This is a genomic window from Dorea longicatena, from assembly GCF_024168045.1.
Classification (GTDB): Bacteria; Bacillota; Clostridia; order Lachnospirales; family Lachnospiraceae; genus Dorea_A.
The window spans coordinates 2265001-2287757 of the sequence record NZ_CP100126.1; the positions used below are offsets into that span (position 1 = coordinate 2265001).

Genomic DNA, 22757 nt, shown 5'->3' on the forward strand with positions numbered 1-22757 from the left:
CCTTCTTTTGCCTCTTCTCCGGCCATACCGTCACGAATAGCCTTTAACCCATTCCAAACAGAATCATAACGTTCTTTTCCGCCCGGGATTACTGCACGCACTTTTCCAAAATGATATTTATTTACAATTTCTTCTGTCACATAGTCTTCCTGCCCGGCTCCGGCTACCATGATCACATCATCAATAATTTCTGACTTTTCAAATGCTTCCAGGCAGTAACAGATAATTGGTTTCCCACATAGTTCTATATACTGCTTCTGGATAGATGTCCCCATTCTTTTTCCCTGTCCTGCCGAAAGTACGATCGCCACACATCGCTTCTTCATTTGTTGTTCACCGCCTGTTTTTTTGAAATTAACGCTCACCGAGTTTCAGATTAGGAACCGCATTTAGATCCCATCCGCTTCTGGTTCCATTCATGTATTCGTAATAAGCCGCTACCCCGATCATCGCTGCATTATCCGTACAGAAAATCGGAGATGGATAATAGAATTTTACTCCCCGATCTTCACATGCTTCTTTCATAGCTGCACGGAGAGCACTATTCGATGCCACACCGCCTGCAATGGCAAATTTATCTACCTTATATTCTTCCACCGCATGCATAGCTTTCGCAACCAGTACATCGGTAACTGCTTTCTGGAAAGAAGCTGCGATATCTGCCTGGTTGTATTCTTCACCCTTCATCCTGCATCCGTTGATATAATTCAGAACAGCTGATTTTAATCCGCTAAAGCTGAAGTCATATGGTGCATCTTCTATATTTGCACGTGGGAATGCGATAGCATCCGGATTTCCTTCCCTGGCCACCTTATCAATCTTCGGTCCTCCCGGATAGCCCAGTCCGATTGCACGGGCCACCTTGTCAAATGCTTCTCCTGCAGCATCATCTCTGGTTCTTCCGATGATATCAAATTTACCATAATCTTTTACACGTACCAGATGTGTATGTCCTCCGGATACTACCAATGAGAAAAATGGCGGTTCTAATTCTTTGTGTTCTATAAAATTGGCTGCAATATGTCCTTCGATATGATGCACTCCGACCAGTGGCTTACCTGCAGCGTATGCGATTGCTTTTGCTTCTGCAACCCCCACCAGAAGTGCACCTACCAGCCCCGGTCCGTAAGTCACTCCGATCGCATCGATATCATCCAGTGTTACCTCTGCTTCTTTCAGTGCTTCCTCGATAACCTGATTAATCTTTTCGATATGTTTTCTGGAAGCGATCTCAGGCACAACACCTCCATACAGCGTATGCAGGGCAATCTGTGAAGAAATGACATTGGACAGTACTTCCCTTCCATTCTTTACAACTGCCGCTGCTGTCTCATCACAAGAGCTTTCGATCGCCAGTATTAATACATCTTTTGTCTCACTCATATTTTCCCTCCTAATCTTCAAATACCAGTTCTACCGAGCGCTTATCTTTTGCTGCGATTGAATTCGGGAATATTGCCTTGACATCGTCCATATATTCCTCTGGTTTTGTCAGTGACGGGCTATAATGTGTCAGCCACATTTCTTTTACTTCTGCTTCTTTTGCAAGCTGTGCCGCTTCGTAGAATGTCATATGCTTATATTCTTTGGCTTTCTTCTGCTTATCCTTTTCGCCATACATTCCTTCACAGATAAAGAGATCCGAATGCTTTGCATTCTGCTTAATAGATTCCGTAGGTCTCGTGTCTGTGGTATACGTAAGCTTGATTCCTTTTCTTGCCGGCCCGAGTACCATATCCGGTGTATATACATGTCTCTTTGTCTCCACCGTCTCGCCTTTTTGTAATATTCCCCAGTACTCCTGTGGAATATTCGATGCCTTCGCTCTTTCTACATCGAATTTTCCTGCACGGTCGATCTCCATCGTATAACCATAACAAGTCACATTGTGATTTACACGAAATGCTCTCAGGCGGTAGCCATTCATCTCAAATGTCTGCTCTGCCTCCGTGATTTCCATATATTTAATCTGGAACGGCAGCTCCGGTGCGATCACGCGCAGTGCATTCACCACTCGTTCCAGTCCTTTTGGTCCGATTAATGTGAGCGGCTTGGTACGGTCCGCATTTCCCATAGTGAGAAGGAGCCCCGGAAGTCCGCTGATATGATCTCCGTGATAATGCGTAAAACAGATCACGTCGATCGGTTTAAAGCTCCATCCCTTTTCTTTTATCGCAATCTGTGTTCCCTCTCCACAGTCGACCAGAAGACTACTTCCATTGTAACGCACCATCAGGGATGTAAGCCACCTGTACGGCAGCGGCATCATCCCTCCGGTTCCTAACAAACATACATCTAACATAATTTTCCTCTATTCCTCTTCCATTTTAATCTTAAAGTTCCTTGTCAGTTCATCATAACAGGATTCACAAAGGTCAAAATGATCTCTCCGGTTATCTTTTTCCGAAAAATATCCCCATCGCTTATCCACTGTCAGGACGTCTTCCTGCGGAACCCCTTCTACGACCGGAATCACTCTTCCACATTTGTTACATACAATACTGGTTACTTCTTTTACTTTTCTTGTCCGTTCCTTAAACTGGCGCATACCATTCCTCCTGTAATCCTGTCACCGTTTTTTCCGGTGTTTTTCATACATTACATCGTTTTCTTTTCATTATTCTCTGTCTGTAATTTTCTCAGTTACGCCTATATTATAGCTTTTCATCTGTATGCTGACCAGTGGAAAGTGCTGTAAGAATTACCATTGTTTCCTACAGATTTACGGACATCAAAACAGCATTTTCTTTGGGATTCTCATAGTAATTCCTGCGGATCCCATCTTTCGTAAATCCACATTTTCCATAGAATTGTCTGGCAGCTTCATTGTTTTCTCTTACTTCCAGCATGATTCTTGTTATCTTCTGCTCCCGACAGAAGTCAAGCAGTTTCCGGAACATCTGACTGGCTGCCCCTTGTCTGCGCACAGAATGTGCCGTTGCAATCCTTGCAATTTCACCTTCCTCTAATACGTAATAGAAGATAAGATAGCCGGCCATTCCTTCTTTTGTCTTTGCCACAAATATTGCGGCATTCTTCTGCTTCCACGTCTCTTCCAGACTTTTCAGACTCCATGCATCAGGAAATATCTCTCTTTCCAATGCAGCAATCTCCGGAAGTTCCGGAAAATCAGCCTCACTTATTTCGATCATTTTATCTGATTCCATCTGATTTTCTAACATGCCATGATATCCCTTATCAATTCATCTACCACTTCCGGTTTTGTTGCCCAGCTTGTACAGAATCTGACTGCGCTTTCGGTATCCGATACCTTCTCCCAGAATTCAAATACATATTTTTCTTTTAATTTTTCGATGTGACTGTCCGGAAGGATCGGGAACTGCTGATTCGTATAGGAATCGTAACGCAGACCATATCCTTTTTCCAGAAATATCTTTTTAAGCTTCATTGCCAATTCGTCTGCATGTGCGGATATCTTAAAATAAAGATCATCCGTAAACAGCGTATCGAACTGAATACCAAGAAGACGTCCTTTTGCCAGCATTCCGCCATTCTGCTTGATCATATAGCGAAAATCTTTCTTCAATGCCCGGTTAGTGATCACAACAGCTTCACCAAATAATGCGCCCACCTTAGTTCCACCGATATAAAATACATCTGTATACTTTGCAAGATCTGCAAGTGTGATATCATTTGTCTCTGCCATCAGCCCATATCCCAGACGTGCTCCGTCAAGAAACAATAACATACCATATTTTCTGCATACTTCATGCAGATCCGCTAATTCCTTCTTTGTATACAGTGTTCCGTTTTCCGTCGGATGGGAAATGTATACCATCCCCGGCTGTACCATATGCTCCTGACTTCCATCCGTCCAGTGAGCATGGCACATCTCTTCTACTTGTGCGGCAGCAATCTTTCCATCTTCACTTGGAAGCGGCAGTACTTTATGTCCGGTTGCTTCGATTGCCCCTGTCTCATGTACATTGATATGCCCGCTTACCGCTGCGACCGCTCCCTGATATGGGCGGAGTGCCGCACTGATCACTGTTGTATTGGTCTGTGTTCCTCCTACCAGGAAATGCACATCCATATCCTGACATTCACACAGATCCTTAATCTTCTGTCTTGCACTGTCGCAGTATGGATCCAGCCCATATCCGTTGGTCTGCTCCATATTCGTCTCTATCATCCTCTGCATAATTGCCGGATGTGCTCCTTCTGTATAATCGCACTGAAATCTATACATGCTCCATTCTCTCCTTCCGTTCTCTTTCTGCCTGAGACACACGGAGATACTCCGGTTCATGCTCCATCGCAGTTTCAATCTTTCCTTCTTTATAATACTGCATTCCCAGTGTTCCTACGGATGCAGCTCTCTGCCGGTTCATATTTGCCGGCGCAAATGTAACCGCTTCTCCCGGCAGGATCTCTTCTGTGATCTTTGCCTTATGCACAGGGACCCCGTCGCCAAGGAAGGTTACTCTTCTTCCTTCTTTTAAATACTTTTTCAGCTTTTCTCCCAGTTCTTCTATCGGAACTGCCATCTGGCCTTCCAGTATGTGAAGCTTCTGTCCGTCAAATTCATAGATTCCTGCATACACCTGCCCGCGTCTTGCATCCATAATCGGACATACAACATCTGCAATTCCACACAGATTGCAGGCAAGTCCCTCCAATGTCGGAATATGAATCAGTGGTTTCTCAAGCGCAAGTCCAAGTCCCTTGGCCGTTGCGGAACCGATACGAAGTCCCGTAAATGATCCCGGCCCTCCGGCTACCGCTATCGCATCTACGGTATGCAGATCCAGTTCTGTCATCTTCACGATCTCGTCCAGCATCGGAAGTAATGTCTGTGAATGTGTCTTCTTATAATTGACTGTATATTCGGCAATGACCTGGTCATCCACTGCCCCGTCTTCTACTACAGCTACACTGGCGACCAGTCCTGAGCTGTCTAATGCTAATATTCGCATATTGTAATCCTCCGGTAATCGAATCCTTTTTCCAGATCCTTTTCTATCTTAATCTCTGTGTAATGTTCCGGTAATATCTCTTCAATCAGATTAGCCCACTCGATCAGGCTGACGCCCTCTCCGTAAATGTAATCTTCATAGCCAATCTCATCCATCTCTTCCACATCACCGATTCGGTACACATCAAAATGATAAAAGGGAAGTCTTCCTTCATCATAGATCTGCACAATGGTAAATGTAGGACTGCTGACCGGTTCATCTATCCCCAGTCCTTTGGCAAGACCTTTGGTAAATATCGTCTTCCCGACACCCAGATCTCCCACCAATGTATACACCTGCCCTGCACAGGCTTTTTCACCCAGACTAAATCCCAGATCCCAAGTCTCTTTCTCACTGTTTGTCTCTATTATCATAAGCTCTCCCTTTCCATTTTTTGAAATCACTGTATTCAGTATCTTTAAGTATAACACATCTTTTTTTCTTCTGCTACTCATGATATACTTTCTGATAACAGCTTAAATATATTAATTTTTATCAATAATGGAGGAAAACGTATGAAATTCACATTTTATCACAATAACATTAACGTTGCCGATCTTGACAAGTCTATCGAATTCTACCAAAAAGCACTTGGACTTAAGATTACAAAAGAGACAGAAGCTGCCGACGGAAGCTTCAAGCTGGTATTCATGGGAGATGATACCACCCCGCACAAATTAGAGCTCACATGGCTGCGCGATATGGACAGACCTTACGATCTCGGAGACAATGAGATTCATCTGGCAATGCAGACAGATGATATGGACGCGGCACTGGCATTCCATAAGGAAATGGATTGTGTCTGTTTCGAAAACCCGGAGATGGGTATCTATTTTATCAATGATCCGGATGGGTATTGGGTGGAAATCTGCCCGGCGGAATAAATTTAATTGGAATTGAATTGGGATTTAATTTATTAACTGGGGAAGCGGCCTCTCAGTCCTTGAAGGAAACAATAGATAAGGCTTCTTGTTCAGGTTCCATACCATAAGAAACACTAAGAGAGTCAGAACCACCTAAAAGCAAAGGAACTACGCTCAAACTCGGCGTTCGCCTCAAACACGTTCGCTTCGTTCCTTTAACGGTGCTTCTGACTCTCTAATTGTTTCTAACGGTATTCCACATTCACAATAATCCTTATCTATTGTTTCCTTCAAGTCGCGACTGGCAGCGGATATTAATAAATGAAATGCCCGGAAGTGTAACCCGGTGGAAGCCACTACGGTTACGCATTTGCCATTTCATTCATAAGGCATTTGATACACACGGAATAAAACTTGGAAAGGCGTTCCAGTGAATGTGAAAGAGGAGTTGGTAATTCTTAAGGGGCAAAATTCTGCGTTGGGTTTTCAAAATTTGACTGTCTGAGGCGTATGCCGAGTTTCAAATTTTGAAAGCCTGCTTTTAGCAGAATTTTGCCCCTTTAGAATTGACCCGCCGATGGAACCTGAACAGGAACACCTTTCCAAGCTTTATTCCGGTTCGGGTATCCACAGCCTTCCTGAATTAAATCCCAAATTACGCATTCATCTTCAATATCGGACTGATTTTTTTATAAACCAGGAACACGATCAAAGATACCAGTATACCTTTCAGCAGATTGAATGGTCCGACTGCCAGTATCACAAAAGTCTTAAGGTCTGTGATATGTTTGTTTACGGCAGTTCCCATTCCAACCAGGCCGTCGATCGGCATACCGAATGCTTTGGCATATGCCGGTAGTAATACGAAGGCATTCAGGAAACATCCGACTACTGTCATGAATACGGTTCCCGCTGCCATTCCGGCTACTGCTCCGGTTCTGGTATGTTTCTTATGGTAGATCAATGCGGCCGGCACAACCAGTGAACAGCCGATCAGGAAGTTTGCGATTTCTCCGACTCCCGCTGTCATAGTTCCGTTGATTGCAAAGTTCAGTAAGATCTTGATAAGTTCTATTGCCGCTCCGGCGAGTGGTCCCATTGCAAAACTTCCGATCAGGATTGGTACTTCGCTGAAATCTATCTCGTAGAAGGACGGAGCGAACGGAAGCGGAATTTCGAACAACATCAATACTGTTGCGATTGCCGATAACATACCAATCTGTGCCATTGTCCTGATTTTGTTTCTGTTTTTTTCATTTTGTCTTGTCATTACTTTTGTACTCATCTTTCTTTCTCCTTTAAATTGAATTATATTCTAAAGGAAGAAACTTCTTATTTTGAACCATACGATATTCACATTGCAGACAAAAACCCCGTCACCCAAAAGGGCAACGGGGCAATCATATCATTCTGATAATTCTGTAAATATCATATCATCCTTCTCTCATCCAGACTTTACTGTCGGTTCCGGAATCTCACCAGATCGGCTGATCATCACATTGATAACATCTGTCCAGATATCTCTGACCAGAAATTCTTCAATGACCAGTTCGCGGACTTTACCGCCGGTTGGGAATCACACCCTGCCCCGAAGAATCTTCTTTCGTCCTATATTATAGTACGGCATATCCGTCTATGCAACTATTATTTTGTGCTCATCTCACGGATCAGTTTTCTGATCGGAAGAACAAATGTCGGAGATACAGACAATTCATCGATTCCCATCTTAAGGAATGTCTCTGTCAGAGTCATATCTGCTCCAAGTTCTCCGCAGATACCAACCCAGCATCCTGCTTTGTGTCCGTTTTCGATCGTCTTCTGGATCATGCGGAGCACTGCAGGATGATGTGAATCATAAATGTTGTCAAGTTTGCTGTTCTGTCTGTCAATTGCCAGTGTATACTGAGTCAGGTCGTTTGTTCCGATGCTGAAGAAGTCAACTTCCTCTGCCAGAAGATCGCTGATCATCACTGCTGCCGGTGTCTCGATCATAATACCCTGTTCAACTTCACCGTACTCGATTCCTTTTTCTGTCAGTTCTGCTTTGATAGACTCTACGATCTTCTTGATCTCTTTCACTTCATCTACAGAAATGATCATTGGATACATAATTCCAATGTTACCGTATGCGCTTGCACGAAGAAGTGCCCGCAACTGTGTACGGAAGATATCTCTTCTGTCCAGACAGATACGGATCGCACGGTATCCCATGGCCGGATTTTCTTCATGATCAAGGTTGAAATAATCCACCTGCTTGTCCGCACCGATATCCAGTGTACGTACAATTACCTTCTTACCTGCCATGTTCTCGGCTACTGTCTTGTATGCCTGGAACTGTGCTTCTTCATTCGGATAATTATCCGCTTCCAGATATAAGAATTCACTTCTGAACAGACCGATTCCGGCCGCATCATTGGCCAGTACACTTGTAACATCTTTTACACCGCCGATATTTGCATATAATTTGATATGTTTTCCGTCTACCGTTATATCTTCTTTTCCTTTTAATTCCTGAAGAAGTTCTCTTGCTTTGATGTCTTCTTCTTTCTTTTCCTGCATTTTCTTTAAAGTTTCTTCATCCGGATCAATGTAGAATGTTCCTGTGTAACCGTCTACAACCGCCATCTTTCCGTTCCACTCTTCTTTAATATCAACTTCGATCAGTGCCGGGATGTTCATCGTTCTTGCAAGGATTGCTGTATGTGAATTTGCAGATCCAAGTCTGGTTACGAATGCAAGGAGCTTCTCCTTGTCCATCTGGACCGTCTCACTTGGTGCAAGATCTTCTGCCACAACGATCACAGGTTCATCACCGATGGCTCCACCGCTTTCGTTCCCACTTAAGATATTTACCATACGTTCCGAGATATCTTTTACATCTGCTGCTCTCGCTTTGAAATAATCATCTTCCATCTCTGCAAACATCTTCGCAAAGTTATCTCCTGTTGTAGCAACGGCAAATTCTGCGTTTACCTGCTGTGTCTCGATGATATTAACAACAGAATCAATATAATCATCATCTTCCAGCATCATCTGATGTACTTCAAATACAGCAGCATTCGCTTCTCCGACTTCTTTTAATGCTTTTTCATACAGTCCCTGTAACTGCTCTGCTGCCTTTGCGCGTGCATCCTCGTAACGTTTGATCTGTTCTGCAGTATCCTCTATTTTCACACGTTTTACAGGCTGTTCTCCCTTCTGGTAGAACAATATTTTTCCAATTGCAATTCCTTTAAATATTGATTTGCCAGTATATTTCTCCATAAATGATACCTCGTCCTTCCTTCAATCTTTGTTAACATTCTAACCCACAATACCTGTAAAGTCTAGTTTTTCGTAAGATTCAATTCGTCGTAACGCAGCTTTTCCATTGTAAATCCGCGTCCTCTTACCTCATTGATCTGCGTGATCGTGATAAATGCTTTCGGATCGATCTCCTGAATCGCCTCTTTTACCGAATACAGCTTTCTGCTGTGGATAACACATAATACGCCCTGCTGCTTCTGCTCTCCATAACCGGTCTCGATGTCTACCATCGTCACTCCGGCATCAATATCCGTTAAGACTTTCTGACGGATTTCTCTGTATTTGTCCGAAATTACAAATAACTGGATCTGTGACTTTCCAAGAAGCATCACCCGGTTCAGCACAACCGTACTTAAAAACAAATTCAGAATACCATACAGTATCTGTTCCGAATCTGAAAACAGCATCTGAAATCCCAGCACCGAAAAATCTACGATATACAAGAATACCGCTACCGGGACATGAAACCATTTGTGTAACACAAGTGCCAGTATATCTGTTCCACCGGTAGAAGCACCTACTCTTACCACCAGTCCGATACCGATTCCAAGGAGAACCCCTCCATATAATGCCGCAAGCATAGCATTATCCTGCGTCACTTTGTCTATTCCCGGAATGGACTGTGCCATCGACAGGAATATTGGATAAATAAAGGAACTGATGATCGTTGTCAATGCAAACTTCTTTCCCAAAAATACTGCACCGAGAACGAACAGCACCGCATTGATCGCCAAAATAATCATCGATAGGTTTACCTGAAAATAATGGCTGATCGTAAGACCGATACCAGTCGCACCTCCCATAATGATCCCATTCGGCACGATAAACGCTGCCACAGCAAACGACAATACAAGATTGCCGACCAGAACTCCCAGAATGGTTTTGATTATTTTTTCCCAACTTTTTTTCATGCGCTCCATCCTCTCTCCGTACTTTCTTTCCCGGATTATGAAATTCCTTTCATCGTAAGCTGGATCCTCTTCTTCTTAAGATCCACGCTCATCACTTTTACATCCACGATATCGCCAACGCTTACCACTTCCAGCGGATGCTTGATGAATTTCTTATCCGTGATCTCGGAAATGTGTACCAGTCCATCCTGGTGCACTCCGATATCTACAAACACGCCAAAGTCAATGACATTTCTTACGGTTCCTTTCAGGATCATGCCTTCCTTTAAGTCTTTCATATCTAAGACATCTGTTCTTAAGATCGGTTTCGGCATTTCGTCACGCGGGTCACGTCCCGGTTTTTCCAGTTCTTTCACAATATCCCGGAGGGTGATCTCTCCAATCTCCAGTTCCCCGGCAAGTCTTGCATAGTCTTTGATCGTGAGGGAAAGTCCGGTTAGCTTTCCTCCGCTGATGTCTTCCAATGAAAATCCCTGTTTCTTCAGCAGTTTTTCTGCAGCTTCATAGGACTCCGGATGTACACTGGTTCCGTCTAACGGATTCGTACCATTCTGGATTCTCATGAATCCGGCGCACTGCTCAAAGGCTTTTGGTCCGAGTTTTGCAACTTTCAAAAGTTGCTTTCTGTCTGTGAATCTTCCGTTCTCTTCTCTGTATGCCACAATATTCTTAGCAATTGCTCCGGATATTCCGGAAATATAAGAAAGGAGCGGTGCCGATGCCGTATTCAGGTCAACTCCGACTTTATTTACACAGTCTTCCACAACACCGGATAAAGCTTCACTTAACTTTTTCTGGTTCATATCATGCTGATACTGTCCGACACCGATGGATTTCGGATCAATCTTCACAAGTTCTGCCAATGGATCCTGCAGTCTTCTTGCAATGGATGTCGCACTTCTCTGTCCAACGTCAAACTTCGGGAATTCTTCCGATGCAAGCTTACTTGCCGAATATACGGAAGCTCCTGCTTCATTTACAATTACGTACTGCACTTTCTGCGGAATCTCTTTTAATAATTCTACAATGAACTGCTCAGATTCTCTGGATGCGGTACCATTTCCAACAGAGATCAATGTAATGTTATATTTTTCAATAATCTTTTTCAGCAAATCTTTGGATGCCTGGATTTTCTTCGGTGTCGTCGGAGCAGTCGGATAGATAACCGTTGTTCCGATGACTTTACCGGTCGGATCTACAACTGCAAGTTTACAGCCGGTACGGAATGCAGGATCCCATCCAAGTACAGTCTGTCCTACGATTGGCGGCTGCATCAGAAGCTGATGCAGATTCTTCTTGAATACGCTGATTGCCCCGTCTTCTGCCTTCTCTGTCAGGTCACTTCGTATCTCACGCTCAATCGCAGGTGCAATGAGACGCTTATAGCTGTCCTCTGCCGCTTCCTTTAAGATCGGTGTGGTATACGGATTATCACTGTGGATCATCTTCTTTTCCAGATATCTTAAGATATCGTCCTGCGGTGCTTCAATCTTCACCGTAAGGAACTTTTCTTTTTCTCCACGGTTCAATGCAAGCACTCTGTGTCCGGCAAGTCTGTTTACCGGTTCTTCGAAATCATAATACATCTCGTATACAGACTCCGCATTTTCGTCTTTTGCCTGTGAGATTACTTTCCCGTGCTGTACGGTTGCTTTACGGATCCAGATTCTGTAATCTGCTTCATCCGATACTGACTCAGCAATGATATCCTTTGCTCCATCAATTGCTTCTTTTACAGAATTCACTTCTTTTTCCGGATTCACATATTCTTCTGCATACACTTCTACCGGTTTATCTGCTTTTTGAAGCGTGATGACTGCTGCAAGCGGCTCCAGTCCTTTTTCCTTTGCGATCATGGCACGTGTCCGGCGTTTTGGACGATACGGACGGTAGAGATCTTCTACCACAACCATCGTCTCTGCTGCCAGAATCTGCTTTTTTAATTCTCCGGTGAGTTTTCCCTGTTCCTCTATACTTGACAGAACCTGTTCTTTCTTTTCTTCCAGATTGCGCAGATATACCAGTCTCTCATACAATGTTCGCAGCTGAGCATCGTCCAATGTTCCCGTGACTTCTTTTCTATATCTTGCGATAAACGGGATCGTATTGCCTTCATCGATTAATTTTACCGCCGCATCGACCTGCCATCTTTTGACTCCAAGTTCCCCGGTAATCACCTGATTAATATCCATATGTTTTGTCTTTCCCTTTCTTGCCGTATTCAAAGAATTTGTACTTCTTTATTACGCGGATAATTATAACTGAATTCCCCACTGTATGCAATGGCGTCTATAATACAGAGTTCACTCTGTTTTCTTGAAAATATATTTTCTCTATGTTATACTGAAGCTACTTGAACTTATCAGAAAAACAGAAATACTTAAAGGGGCTTTTACTTATGAATCAGGAAATACAAGGACTCTCAAAACAACAACTCAAATCCAGGGAAACACGTGCCAAGATCTTTCAGGCAGCCAAACGGATCCTGCAAAAGCAGGGTTATGAGCAGCTGTCGATCAAGAATATCTGCGAAGAAGCCGGTGTCTCCAATGGAAGTTTTTATCATCATTTCAAGACAAAAGATGATCTTCTTTCTTATTATATTGAAGAACAGCCGAGTATGGATCCTGATCTTCTTGATCTTCCGTCCAGTGCTGCCGGGACAAAAGAGGCAATCATCTCGGTTTACTTGAATTATGTTCACTACTGCGAAGAGCTCGGAGTTGAATTTATGGCCAATTACTATACACCTAAGAATCAGTCCCTGAACCCTTTGATCCGTACGGAAAGACCATATCCGATCATCACCGTTCACGATTATCTGAAACGCGTAATTGATGCCGGAATCATTTCCCCTCCTGCTGATCTGGAGGATATCACAACCGACATCCGTATGATCGTAATCGGAAATGTATTTGAGTGGTGTTTAAAGAGTGGCGATGCTGATTTTGAGGGTAATATGCGCCGTTCCCTTACTACTTATCTGAACGGATTGTTCTGATCATTTTGAAATCTATGAATTAGCAAAGGATGAATACGGTATGTACACGTTTATTGCCAATCCCAATGCCAGATCCGGCAGAGGGATTCTTCTCTGGAAACAGATTGAAAAAATTTTGCTGGAAAAAGAAATCGCATACAATGTTTTATTTACGAAATATCAGCATCATGCCACCCGCCTGGTGCATGATCTGACTTCCGACGGTGCTCCTCATACGATTGTTGTCCTCGGAGGAGATGGTACTTTAAACGAAGTAATCGATGGGATCAGATATCTAGACAAAGTAACACTGGGATATATCCCGCTTGGTTCAGGAAATGACTTTGCCAGAGGTCTGGGACTTCCGACGGACATCCACAGTGCTCTGGAACAGATTCTTTCTCCTTCGCATTACACCGCCATGAATGTCGGTGTACTGGATTATGAAAATAAACACCGGCGTTTTGCCGTAAGTACCGGTATCGGCTTTGATGCCGCAGTCTGCCATCAGGTAATGGTCACGCCGCTCAAAGCTTTTCTGAACCGTCTGAAACTTGGGAAACTTACCTATCTCGGTGTTGCACTTCATAAACTGCTTACATTAAAACCGGTCACAATGACTGTCACAACCGAAACCGGTGAAACAAAAACCTATCACAAAGTCTATTTTACAGCAGTTATGAATCTGAAATATGAAGGCGGCGGATTCAACTTCTGTCCTGCCGCCAGCGGGACCGATGACAGACTGGATATCATTACTGTCTCAGAACTGACACGGCTTAAGGTTCTCTGCCTGCTTCCGACAGCATTCAAAGGATGGCATACCCGTTTCCGTGGAATCACTCTGGACACCTGCACAGAAGTCACGATCACCAGTGACCGCGCACTGCCTGTACATACCGACGGCGAGCCGGTCTTTCTGCAGTCTGACATCCATGTACATCTGGAAAAAGAGAAGTTACGTATTATTACGCCTTGTAAATAATTCTGTACACAGGGAGGTTATTTTATGCGTTTACTAATTGCCGGAATTATTATATTTTTCACATCGTTCTACTTTTATCTTATCTGGCCGAGGCTGTCCCACAAACAGCAGATCCGCCCATTTCTCCATACTATGTTCGCACACCGCGGATACCACTGTATTGAAAAGGGAATTCCGGAAAATTCCCTTTCTTCTTTCCGGGCTGCAATCTCACACGGATACGGAATTGAACTGGATGTACATCTGTCAACCGACGGAAAACTTGTCGTATTTCACGATGATGATCTGTCACGTATCTGCGGACGCCCGGAAGCAGTTGAGGTACTTCCGTCAAAAGAACTGCAGCGCTGCCGGTTACAGGATACCACTGAAACCATCCCTCTTTTTTCTGAGGTACTTTCTCTGGTAGACGGGCAGGTGCCGCTTCTGATCGAACTTAAGATTCCGAAATCTTCTCTCAGTATCTGCGAAAAGACATGGGAAGCCCTGAAAAACTATAACGGTCCTTATATGGTGCAGTCCTTTAACACACTTGGCATCTGGTGGTTCCGCCGCCATGCGCCACATGTCCTGAGAGGTCAGCTTTCTTCCAATCTGACTGCCGACAATCTTCCGGAACCATGGATACTGACTTTTATTGTAAAACATCTGCTCGGCAATGTACTCGGACGTCCTGATTTTATCTCGTATAAACTCGCAGACCTTCCGAGATTTGAAGTATGGTTTTTAAAGCACATTCTGCATCTTCCGATTGCTGTATGGACACTTCGTACACCAGATGCGTTAAAGAAAGGAACACTTTCTTACGACATGCAGATATTTGAGAAAAAGAAAATGTATTATTAATTTTGTTAATATTCCATGAACATTATTGTTGATTCATTTTTTTCATGTTATAATGCGCTTTGAAACGAGATAAGATAATAACAAAGGCTTAAAAAGGGGTAGTTCATATGAAAGCCATTGATAAAGCAAAGAGTTTTTTGAAGAAGTACCGTCATGCATGGGTATTATCATACTTTCTGATCTATATGCCATGGTTTGTTTACCTTGAAAAGCGCACAGATGTACGACATTATATGATACACTCTCCAATTGATAATCATATTCCGTTTATTGAATATTTTATTATCCCTTATTTGTTGTGGTTCATATTCATTGCTGTGACTGTGGCTTATTTCCTGATTAAGGATAAATGGGGATTTTACAGACTATGTGCTTTTTTATTTTCAGGTATGACAATTTTCCTGATCATATGTACGGTCTTTCCAAATGCATTAAATTTAAGACCAACTGTATTTCCACGAGACAATATGTTTACCGATATGGTAAAAGTTCTGTATAAAACAGATACACCGACGAATGTGCTTCCAAGCATCCATGTATTCAACTCTATCGGTGCAGGCATTGCCATCTCACATAGTAATGATCTGAAAAAGCACAGATGGATCCAGATCAGCGCTTACATTCTGGCTGCACTTATCATTCTGTCCACAATGTTCTTAAAGCAGCATTCCGTGACCGATGTGATCGCAGCTGTTACGATGGCATGCATTATCTATCCATTCGTATATGTTGCAGCAGACAAGAAAGCTCCTAAGCTTTCCCAGCAGCCGACGTAATATGAATAATTATGAATCTATAGAAAGATGCAGGTAACTGTTATATAACTGACAGTTATCTGCATCTTTTTAATTTCCATTGTTTTTCCGATCACTACCGTTCAATCCCCGCATACCCTGTATACTTTTCAAACGCCGACGGAATCGAATACTCCTTCCTGATCTCCTCCGGATGAATAAACAGAAATCCTTTCTCATTCGTCTTCTCCAGCTCATCTACGATCACCTCATATCCTGTCATATGCCATTCGATATGACTGAAGATATGCTTTGCTTCCGGAAGTTCCTGCACACGGACCGGCATCAGACCGATCGTCTTGCTGTACTCCGTAACTTCGTCCATCGAAAGCTTACCTTCCACATTCGGAAATTCATACAGTCCTGCCAGCAGACCTTTTGCCGGGCGCTTCCGGATTGCAATCCGCTTACCGTCTTTGAATATCAGAATGGTTCTTTCTTCGATCTTTCTGGCTTTTGCCTTTTTCTTTACCGGTATCTCTGTCGTTAGATTCTCCTTGCACGCAATACAATATTCTTTTACCGGACATTCCTCACATTTCGGTTCTCCGTTCGGCACACACACGATTGCTCCCAGCTCGATCAGTCCCTGATTGAAATCACTGGCAGCATCGGATGGTATCACCTGTTCCAGTGTGTTTTCGATCTTCTTACGGACACTCTGCTTCATAATATCTTCATAACTTCCGGTGATTCTGGAAATCACCCGGAGTACGTTACCATCCACTGCCGGCTTCGGGATTCCGTATGCAAATGCGCTGATAGCCCCCGCCGTGTAATTGCCGATTCCTTTCAATTGCAGGATTTCTTCATAAGTATCCGGAAATATGCCTTCATGATCAACCATGATCTGCTGTGCTGCCTTCTGCATATTCCTGACACGGTTATAATATCCAAGACCTTCCCATAGCTTCAGGAGTTTATCCTCTTCTGCCTCTGCGAGATCCTTCACTGTCGGAAGTGCTTTTAAAAAGCGGTCATAATATCCTTTTACAGCTTCCACCCTTGTCTGCTGCAGCATAATCTCGGATATCCACACCCGGTAAGCGTCCGGGTTATGGCGCCACGGAAGATCTCTTTTATTCTCGCGGTACCAGTCCACCAAAGGCTGTACAATCTTAACAAGGTCTTCATCTTTTTTTTCTGTATTTTTCATTTTCTATTGCTTCCCCATTTATTTTACTTTCTCGAACATATGATTCATTATAACTTATCATTCTATATAACGTCAAAGCCCTTTTCCTGGAAATGTCGTCCCGATATCGACATCCTCAGGAAAAGGGCTTTAAGAGAAGGGAATGTGGCTGATCCCTGCCACTAACAATATTATCGTTTGATATTATTATATTCCTGTTTCCTTTATATTTCCAATTGGTTATTCTCATATACTTATAGAAAAATTCTATATATTTTTTAAGCTGATTCTTATTTCTTTGTTCTATAGAGATTATCTATTCCAGCTGTCTTTCATCGGAAAAAGCAATTGGAAAATTTAATTAGAAAAGTCTATACTATTCATAGAAAATAAATATGAATATTTAGGAGGTATTCGGTATGTCAATTACAGCTGAAACAGCGAAAGCGCATGCAAATGATCCTGCCGTATTATGCTGTAGAGCAGAAGGCGGAATTACAATTGAACCGGCAAACTTAGAGGATCCTGCAATCTTCGATGAATTAGTAGATTCAGGTCTTTTAAATCTTGACGGATGTCTGAAGATCGGACAGGTTCTTGGGGCAAAATTAACAAAAACAAGTGATTCCCTCTGTCCACTGACAGCAGATAACGTAGAAGGATTCAAATCAGATGACGATTTAGCAGCAGAAGAAGCTCCTGCTGAAGAGAAAGTTCCTGCCGAAGCCGCACCTGTTGCAAGCGTTCAGGGTGCTGTTACTACAATTAAACATGGTAAAGTAGTCATCTCTATCAAAGAAGGAAAAGATATTTATCTTGAACTTCCTATCTAATTTGAAGAGAACCTATGAAAGTATACGAATAGCAAAAGGCAGATATCATTATACAGATATCTGCCCTTTTTATTTCTGCTCCCAGACAGGATACTCTCTATTCTTCTCTGTCCGCTGCTTCTTCAACTTCTTCCATCCAGTTCATTCTTCCGTAACGCAATGTCACTGCATAGATCTCTTTCTGTAATTTCACAGATAATTGATTCTTGCGGATTCTCCATTTCCAGTTCGTTCCGACCGTTGACGGTGTATTCATACGGCACTTGTTATCAAGACCCAGGTAATCCTGCATCGGGATCACGCACCATTTTGCGGCACTTCTCATGATCAGGCTGATCAACGGCTTATTCAGTTCTGCTTCCGGTGTGTAAGTATCACAGAGATACTCGCGGGTCAGCTTCTGCTCATCCTTACTGATGCTTCCCCACCAGCCAGCAAGCGTCTCATTGTCATGTGTTCCTGTATAAGCAACACTGTTCACCGGATAGTTGTGTGGCAGATAGTCATTCGCACATCCCGAATCTCGCGAGTCAAATGCAAATTCCAGAACCTTCATACCCGGGAATCCGCTGTCCCTTACCAGCTCACGTACACTGTCCGTAACATATCCAAGGTCTTCTGCGATGACCGGTTTTTCACCCAGTGTTTCTCTTACTTTCCAGAACAGATCCATGCCCGGTCCTTTTTCCCAGTGTCCGTCTACCGCCGTCTCTGCCCCGTATGGAATAGAGAAATACTCATCAAATCCACGGAAATGATCGATTCTTACCACATCGTACAGGCGGAACACATATGCCAGACGAGATATCCACCACTGATATCCTGTTTCTTTATGATATCCCCAGCGGTAGAGTGGATTTCCCCATAATTGTCCGGTTGCGGAGAATCCGTCCGGCGGACATCCTGCAACAGCAACCGGTACATTTTCCTCATCTAACTGGAACAATTCCGGATGTGCCCAGGTATCTGCGCTGTCCATTGCAACATAGATCGGGATATCACCGATGATCTGAATGCCTTTTTTGTTCGCATAGGTTTTTAACTGCATCCACTGTTCATAGAACTTGAACTGCATATACTGATGGAATTCGATATCAAAATACAGTTCTTCACGGTAATAATCCATCGCAGGTCCCCAGCGCAGCTTGATATCATCTGCCCACAATTTCCATTCCACGCCGTCAAATCTGTCTTTTACTGCCATGAATAATGCATAATCTGACAGCCACCAGCTGTTCTCTTTTACGAACTGCTGATACGCTGCATTCTCATGTACATTACTTCTTTCGTAAGCTTTTCGAAGAAGCGGATAACGTCCTTCGTAAATCTTTTTATAATCAATACTCCCTTTTACTTTTCCCCAGTCTACAGCTTCACATTCTGCTTTTGTCAGAACGCCTTCTTCCACCAGTGCCTCCAGACTGATGAAATATGGATTGCCCGCAAATGTTGAAAACGACTGATACGGAGAATCTCCGTAGCTTGTAGGACCAAGCGGCAGAATCTGCCAGTAACTCTGTCCTGCTTTTTTTAGCCAGTCCACAAATTCATATGCACTCTTTGAAAAACAACCGATTCCGTATTCCGATGGAAGGCTGCTGATCGGCATGAGTATGCCTGCTGCTCTCTCGCTCATCTTTCTTTCCCTCTTCTTTTCTTATTGTTTTGATTTTCTTTCATTATAAACCGATCTGTTATACCGTTATCATAACTCCGTAATGATCCGATACGACCGGTGCATTCTTTCCGTTACAGATAACGTTCGAAGTGCGGACATCATCCTGACTGTTAAAATCTCCCATCAGCCAGATAGTTCCTTCCCGGTATTTTGGATCTTTCAATGTCTCCTGTATACATTTCCACTGATCAACAAATGGTTCTTCCTCATCATTCCACCATCCCATATGAATGGTAAAGAACCAGCCACTGCTTCCTTCCGGCTGTATGCCGAGGATACGTCTCGTCTTCCAGTTCTCGTAATCATCCGTCTTACTGGTCAGAAACTGCTGCACCTGTGCGATTGGTTTCTTACTGAGCAACGCCATTCCTTCATCGTATTTTCCATAGCCGGTCTTGGCGCTGATCCAGGTCCATTCATAATAGATAACGCGTTTCTGCCACTGTTGATATCTCTCCGTCTACCGGGCTTACAATCTTACCGTCTGCCGGAATAATTGCGACTCCGTCACCTAAGACTTTCTCAGAAAATACCGAATCCGGGACTTCACTTAACGGCACTGCCTTTCCGGTTAACGGTGCAAGAATCACTTGTGGTATATTTTTACTCTTATTCTCGTTCACAACGAAACCTCCTCATGTTTTCTTATTGCATTTATTTATGCAACCGTTTGCGTTAATTATAGTCAAGCTTTGCATAGTTTTCAATCTATATTTCGATTATGGAACTTAATTCTACCTTTTTCACAATTTAATCGTACCTTTTTTGTGCAATTTTCCCCTGCGCCAATGCATACGTTTGCATTGTATTTCCGCAATTCAATTGCAATATTGATTTGTTTGCTGTAAAATATAAGAAAAATCCAAAAGCTACGAAAATATAACTCTAACGGAGGTTACTTACATGGCAGTAACAATTAAAGATGTGGCTGCGCTGGCAGGTGTATCCCCTTCCACCGTATCCAGAACCTGCAAAAATAATCCTTCTATCAGCGAAGAGACAAAAGAACGTGTCAGAAAAGCTATGATAGAACTTGGATATGAACCGAATTTTCAAGCAAGCAATCTCGCTTCACAGAATTCACGTACGATCGGCATCATTCTCCCTGCTTCTGCCAAAGAAGTCTACGAGAACTCCTTCTATCTGGAAGCGGTCCAGGGAATCAGCCATTACTGTAACGGCAGGCAGTATATGACGACAATTGTAACCGGCCAGGATGAAGCTGAGATTCTTGACGCTGTCCGGTCTATGTCCCGAAGCGGCAAAGTAGACGGTTTCATCGTACTGTATTCCAAAAAAGAAGACCCTGTTATCGATTACCTCTTTAACGAAGGTCTTTTATATATTCTTATCGGAAAAGCAACACAGTACACCAATCAGACGATCTATATTGACAATGACAATCTGCTTGCCGGCCGTGAAGCAACGGAATACCTGTACCAGCTTGGGCACCGCCGGATCGCCTATCTTGGTTCCGACAGTTCCCTGATGTTCTCCGCCGACCGTAAGGCCGGTTACCAGCTTGCACTCGCAAGCCATCAGCTTCCTGTCCGTCCAGAATACTGTGCGGAAGTAAAGAATGCATCAGAGAATAATGAAGAAGCCATACGCGGACTTCTGCTCCAGGAAGACCGCCCGACAGCAATTCTGGTCAGTGATGATATCCTCGCCGTCTCTTTAGAACGAGTCTGCCTGGAAACTCATCTGTCCATCCCGGAAGATCTGTCCATCATATCTTTCAACAACTCTCTGTTTGCAAGACTGACCTCCCCGCAATTAACCTCAATTGACATCGGAGCCGGTCAGCTTGGAAGTGAAGCTGCCTCCCAGATCATCAACCACATAGAAAATCCAAATCTTCCCGCAACCAAGATCATCGTTCCACACCATCTGATCGAACGGGACAGTTGTTGCAAAGTATAGTTTGAAATAAAAAAGGAAATATATCATGTAAATGCTTTCTCCCGCTGTGCGGTAAGAAAGATATTACATGATATGTTTCCTTTTTTTCCATTCTGTATTATAAAATCTTTGATAAAAATTCCTGCAACCGCGGATCCTTTGGATGGTCGAAGAATTCATCTGGTTTTGCCTGCTCTTTGATCTGTCCGGAATCTATAAAGATAACCCTGGAACCAACCTCCTTGGCAAATCCCATCTCGTGTGTTACCACAACCATCGTCATACCTTCTCTTGCGAGCTGTTTCATCAACTCCAGAACTTCTCCTACCATCTCCGGGTCGAGAGCCGATGTCGGTTCATCGAACAGGATCACATCCGGATCCATTGCCAGGGAACGCACGATCGCGATTCTCTGCTTCTGACCGCCGGATAACTGGGATGGATAAGAATCCGCCTTCTCGGCAAGTCCTACTCTTTCCAGAAGTTCCATTGCTCTTTTATCTGCCTCTTCCTTGCTCTTTCCAAGAAGCTTGATCGGAGCAAGCGTGATATTTTCCTTGATCGTCTTGTGCGGGAATAAATTAAAATGCTGGAACACCATTCCCATCTTCTGACGGTGCTTGTTGATATCCACATGCTTATCTGTAATATCCACACCTTCAAAATAGATATGACCCTGATCCGGAACCTCAAGAAGATTCAGCGAACGCAGGAACGTTGACTTACCGGAACCGGATGGTCCTACGACAACGACCACTTCTCCCTTGTGAATCTCTTCATTGATTCCATTCAGTGCATGAAAATCTCCGTATATCTTGTGCAGACCTTCTACTTTGATCAGCACATCATCATTCTTAGTGGTCACTGTTTCTCAACCTCCTCTCCAGTAAGCTGACAAGCTTGGTAAAGATCATTACCATTGCCAGATAGATCAGCGCAACGGCGATCAGCGGCATGAATGCATCATATGTACGGCTTCGGATAATGTCCCCGCCCTTCGTCAGATCCTGTAACGCAATATAACCGGATACAGAAGTCTCTTTCAATAAAGAAATGAATTCATTACAAAGTGTCGGAAGTACATTCTTGAATGCCTGCGGCATAATGATGTACATCATTGTCTGAGCATAATTGAATCCCAGACTTCGTCCTGCTTCAAACTGTCCGTTATCGATTGACATGATACCGGAACGGAAAATCTCTGCAACATATGCACCTGAGTTAATACCAAATGCAATGATCGCAACCAGTACCTTACTGATATCCACACTTCCGAATATGATAAAATAAATGATCATCAGCTGTACAACAACCGGAGTCCCACGGATCACAGTCAGATATACCTTACAGATTGCATTCAATATCTTTAATTTGCCGGTCTTATCATGTGTCGTACGGACAATCGCAATTAAAAATCCCAAAAGGACACCAATCAATACCGCAAATATCGTAACGATCAGCGTAATTTTCAAACCGTCCACAATATATTTCCAACGATTGTCCTCTATAAAATTCAGAATAAATTCTTTTTTTAATTCCTGCATGTTC

23 protein-coding genes, 2 pseudogenes and 1 riboswitch (1 of these 26 running past the window's edge) are annotated in these 22757 nt (G+C 43.3%); of the genes and pseudogenes, 7 read left to right on the forward strand and 18 right to left on the reverse strand.

All coding sequences use genetic code 11. From position 1 onward, the window contains the following. The 8 genes from ispD to tsaE form a co-directional block, all read right to left on the reverse strand. A protein-coding gene (ispD, locus tag NKF87_RS10690) for a 2-C-methyl-D-erythritol 4-phosphate cytidylyltransferase (RefSeq protein WP_055303703.1) crosses the window boundary here: on the reverse strand, window positions 1–326 show its 5' portion. It extends 400 nt beyond the left edge of the window; the window shows 326 of its 726 coding nt (coding positions 1–326); the start codon lies at window positions 324–326; its stop codon lies beyond the left edge, outside the window. Window positions 327–354: 28 nt separating this feature from the next. Then, window positions 355–1383: a tRNA (adenosine(37)-N6)-threonylcarbamoyltransferase complex transferase subunit TsaD gene (tsaD, locus tag NKF87_RS10695; protein WP_028088415.1), complete on the reverse strand. Its 1029-nt coding sequence runs from the start codon at window positions 1381–1383 to the stop codon at window positions 355–357. A gap of 10 nt (window positions 1384–1393) precedes the next feature. Next, window positions 1394–2302, reverse strand: a complete 909-nt coding sequence (locus NKF87_RS10700) for a ribonuclease Z (protein WP_028088416.1) — start codon at window positions 2300–2302, stop codon at window positions 1394–1396. A 9-nt stretch (window positions 2303–2311) separates the two neighbouring features. Continuing rightward, on the reverse strand, window positions 2312–2548 hold the full coding sequence (locus tag NKF87_RS10705) for a hypothetical protein (RefSeq protein ID WP_055303701.1): 237 nt from the start codon (window positions 2546–2548) through the stop codon (window positions 2312–2314). 166 nt (window positions 2549–2714) lie between these two features. Beyond that, window positions 2715–3182 (reverse strand): ribosomal protein S18-alanine N-acetyltransferase, encoded by a 468-nt coding sequence (gene rimI / locus NKF87_RS10710; RefSeq protein WP_242998869.1) that lies wholly within the window; start codon window positions 3180–3182, stop codon window positions 2715–2717. Further along, window positions 3176–4210: a threonine aldolase family protein gene (locus NKF87_RS10715; protein WP_117597681.1), complete on the reverse strand. Its 1035-nt coding sequence runs from the start codon at window positions 4208–4210 to the stop codon at window positions 3176–3178. Before NKF87_RS10715 ends, rimI begins: the two co-directional genes overlap by 7 nt. Further along, window positions 4203–4937 carry a tRNA (adenosine(37)-N6)-threonylcarbamoyltransferase complex dimerization subunit type 1 TsaB gene (gene tsaB, locus NKF87_RS10720; protein ID WP_117597682.1) on the reverse strand — a complete coding sequence of 245 codons (735 nt, stop codon included), beginning with the start codon at window positions 4935–4937 and terminating at the stop codon, window positions 4203–4205. The genes NKF87_RS10715 and tsaB overlap by 8 nt, the downstream gene beginning before the upstream one ends. After that, entirely contained in the window at window positions 4925–5350 is a 426-nt protein-coding gene (gene tsaE / locus NKF87_RS10725) for a tRNA (adenosine(37)-N6)-threonylcarbamoyltransferase complex ATPase subunit type 1 TsaE (protein WP_028088421.1), read from the reverse strand. Before tsaE ends, tsaB begins: the two co-directional genes overlap by 13 nt. 141 nt (window positions 5351–5491) lie before the next feature. Here tsaE and NKF87_RS10730 point away from each other — a divergent pair, with 141 nt between their 5' ends. Next, window positions 5492–5860 carry a VOC family protein gene (locus tag NKF87_RS10730; protein WP_055283775.1) on the forward strand — a complete coding sequence of 123 codons (369 nt, stop codon included), beginning with the start codon at window positions 5492–5494 and terminating at the stop codon, window positions 5858–5860. A gap of 634 nt (window positions 5861–6494) precedes the next feature. Here the strand turns inward: NKF87_RS10730 and NKF87_RS10735 are convergent. The 4 genes from NKF87_RS10735 to NKF87_RS10750 all read right to left on the reverse strand — a co-directional run bounded on the left by NKF87_RS10735 (window position 6495) and on the right by NKF87_RS10750 (window position 12248). After that, the gene (locus NKF87_RS10735; RefSeq protein ID WP_055194493.1) at window positions 6495–7124 is read right to left on the reverse strand and encodes an ECF transporter S component; all 630 of its coding nucleotides are present in this window, start codon (window positions 7122–7124) and stop codon (window positions 6495–6497) included. 147 nt (window positions 7125–7271) lie between these two features. After that, window positions 7272–7439: riboswitch (FMN riboswitch) on the reverse strand. A gap of 44 nt (window positions 7440–7483) precedes the next feature. Next, window positions 7484–9103 (reverse strand): phosphoenolpyruvate--protein phosphotransferase, encoded by a 1620-nt coding sequence (ptsP, locus tag NKF87_RS10740; protein ID WP_117597683.1) that lies wholly within the window; start codon window positions 9101–9103, stop codon window positions 7484–7486. Between the two features lie 62 nt (window positions 9104–9165). Continuing rightward, entirely contained in the window at window positions 9166–10056 is an 891-nt protein-coding gene (locus NKF87_RS10745) for a YitT family protein (RefSeq protein WP_055283769.1), read from the reverse strand. A 35-nt stretch (window positions 10057–10091) separates the two neighbouring features. Further along, window positions 10092–12248 carry a Tex family protein gene (locus NKF87_RS10750; RefSeq protein ID WP_117597784.1) on the reverse strand — a complete coding sequence of 719 codons (2157 nt, stop codon included), beginning with the start codon at window positions 12246–12248 and terminating at the stop codon, window positions 10092–10094. A gap of 206 nt (window positions 12249–12454) precedes the next feature. On the opposite strand from NKF87_RS10750, the gene NKF87_RS10755 reads away from it, so the two are divergent. The 4 genes from NKF87_RS10755 (at window position 12455) to NKF87_RS10770 (ending at window position 15643) form a co-directional block, all read left to right on the forward strand. Then, a complete protein-coding gene (locus NKF87_RS10755) occupies window positions 12455–13057 on the forward strand; it encodes a TetR/AcrR family transcriptional regulator (protein WP_117597684.1) in 603 nt (200 codons plus the stop codon). Window positions 13058–13097: 40 nt separating this feature from the next. Continuing rightward, window positions 13098–14021 carry a diacylglycerol/lipid kinase family protein gene (locus NKF87_RS10760; RefSeq protein ID WP_117597685.1) on the forward strand — a complete coding sequence of 308 codons (924 nt, stop codon included), beginning with the start codon at window positions 13098–13100 and terminating at the stop codon, window positions 14019–14021. Between the two features lie 24 nt (window positions 14022–14045). Further along, on the forward strand, window positions 14046–14867 hold the full coding sequence (locus tag NKF87_RS10765) for a glycerophosphodiester phosphodiesterase (protein ID WP_028088429.1): 822 nt from the start codon (window positions 14046–14048) through the stop codon (window positions 14865–14867). 107 nt (window positions 14868–14974) lie between these two features. Beyond that, the gene (locus tag NKF87_RS10770) at window positions 14975–15643 is read left to right on the forward strand and encodes a phosphatase PAP2 family protein (RefSeq protein ID WP_117597686.1); all 669 of its coding nucleotides are present in this window, start codon (window positions 14975–14977) and stop codon (window positions 15641–15643) included. 94 nt (window positions 15644–15737) lie between these two features. Here the strand turns inward: NKF87_RS10770 and mutY are convergent. After that, window positions 15738–16769: pseudogene (gene mutY / locus NKF87_RS10775) on the reverse strand (A/G-specific adenine glycosylase); the annotation flags it as partial. A gap of 446 nt (window positions 16770–17215) precedes the next feature. Between mutY and NKF87_RS10780 the strand changes: the two are divergent. Further along, window positions 17216–17626 (forward strand): annotated as a pseudogene (locus NKF87_RS10780) (D-proline reductase (dithiol) proprotein PrdA); the annotation flags it as partial. Between the two features lie 100 nt (window positions 17627–17726). On the opposite strand, the gene malQ reads toward NKF87_RS10780, so the two are convergent. From malQ to NKF87_RS10795, 3 genes are read right to left on the reverse strand one after another with little or no spacing between them, the layout of a single operon-like run. Then, the gene (gene malQ / locus NKF87_RS10785; RefSeq protein WP_055283757.1) at window positions 17727–19265 is read right to left on the reverse strand and encodes a 4-alpha-glucanotransferase; all 1539 of its coding nucleotides are present in this window, start codon (window positions 19263–19265) and stop codon (window positions 17727–17729) included. A gap of 58 nt (window positions 19266–19323) precedes the next feature. After that, complete coding sequence (locus tag NKF87_RS10790) at window positions 19324–19674, reverse strand: hypothetical protein (protein WP_117597689.1); 351 nt, start codon at window positions 19672–19674, stop codon at window positions 19324–19326. Between the two features lie 49 nt (window positions 19675–19723). After that, a complete protein-coding gene (locus NKF87_RS10795; RefSeq protein WP_117597690.1) occupies window positions 19724–19930 on the reverse strand; it encodes a PTS sugar transporter subunit IIA in 207 nt (68 codons plus the stop codon). 280 nt (window positions 19931–20210) lie between these two features. Here NKF87_RS10795 and NKF87_RS10800 point away from each other — a divergent pair, with 280 nt between their 5' ends. Then, window positions 20211–21230, forward strand: coding sequence for a LacI family DNA-binding transcriptional regulator (locus NKF87_RS10800; protein WP_117597691.1), 1020 nt, complete (start codon window positions 20211–20213; stop codon window positions 21228–21230). Window positions 21231–21327: 97 nt separating this feature from the next. Here NKF87_RS10800 and NKF87_RS10805 read toward each other — a convergent pair whose 3' ends face one another. Further along, the gene (locus tag NKF87_RS10805; RefSeq protein WP_117597692.1) at window positions 21328–22074 is read right to left on the reverse strand and encodes an amino acid ABC transporter ATP-binding protein; all 747 of its coding nucleotides are present in this window, start codon (window positions 22072–22074) and stop codon (window positions 21328–21330) included. After that, window positions 22064–22753 carry an amino acid ABC transporter permease gene (locus NKF87_RS10810; RefSeq protein WP_028088436.1) on the reverse strand — a complete coding sequence of 230 codons (690 nt, stop codon included), beginning with the start codon at window positions 22751–22753 and terminating at the stop codon, window positions 22064–22066. The genes NKF87_RS10805 and NKF87_RS10810 overlap by 11 nt, the downstream gene beginning before the upstream one ends. Window positions 22754–22757: the final 4 nt, after the last annotated feature.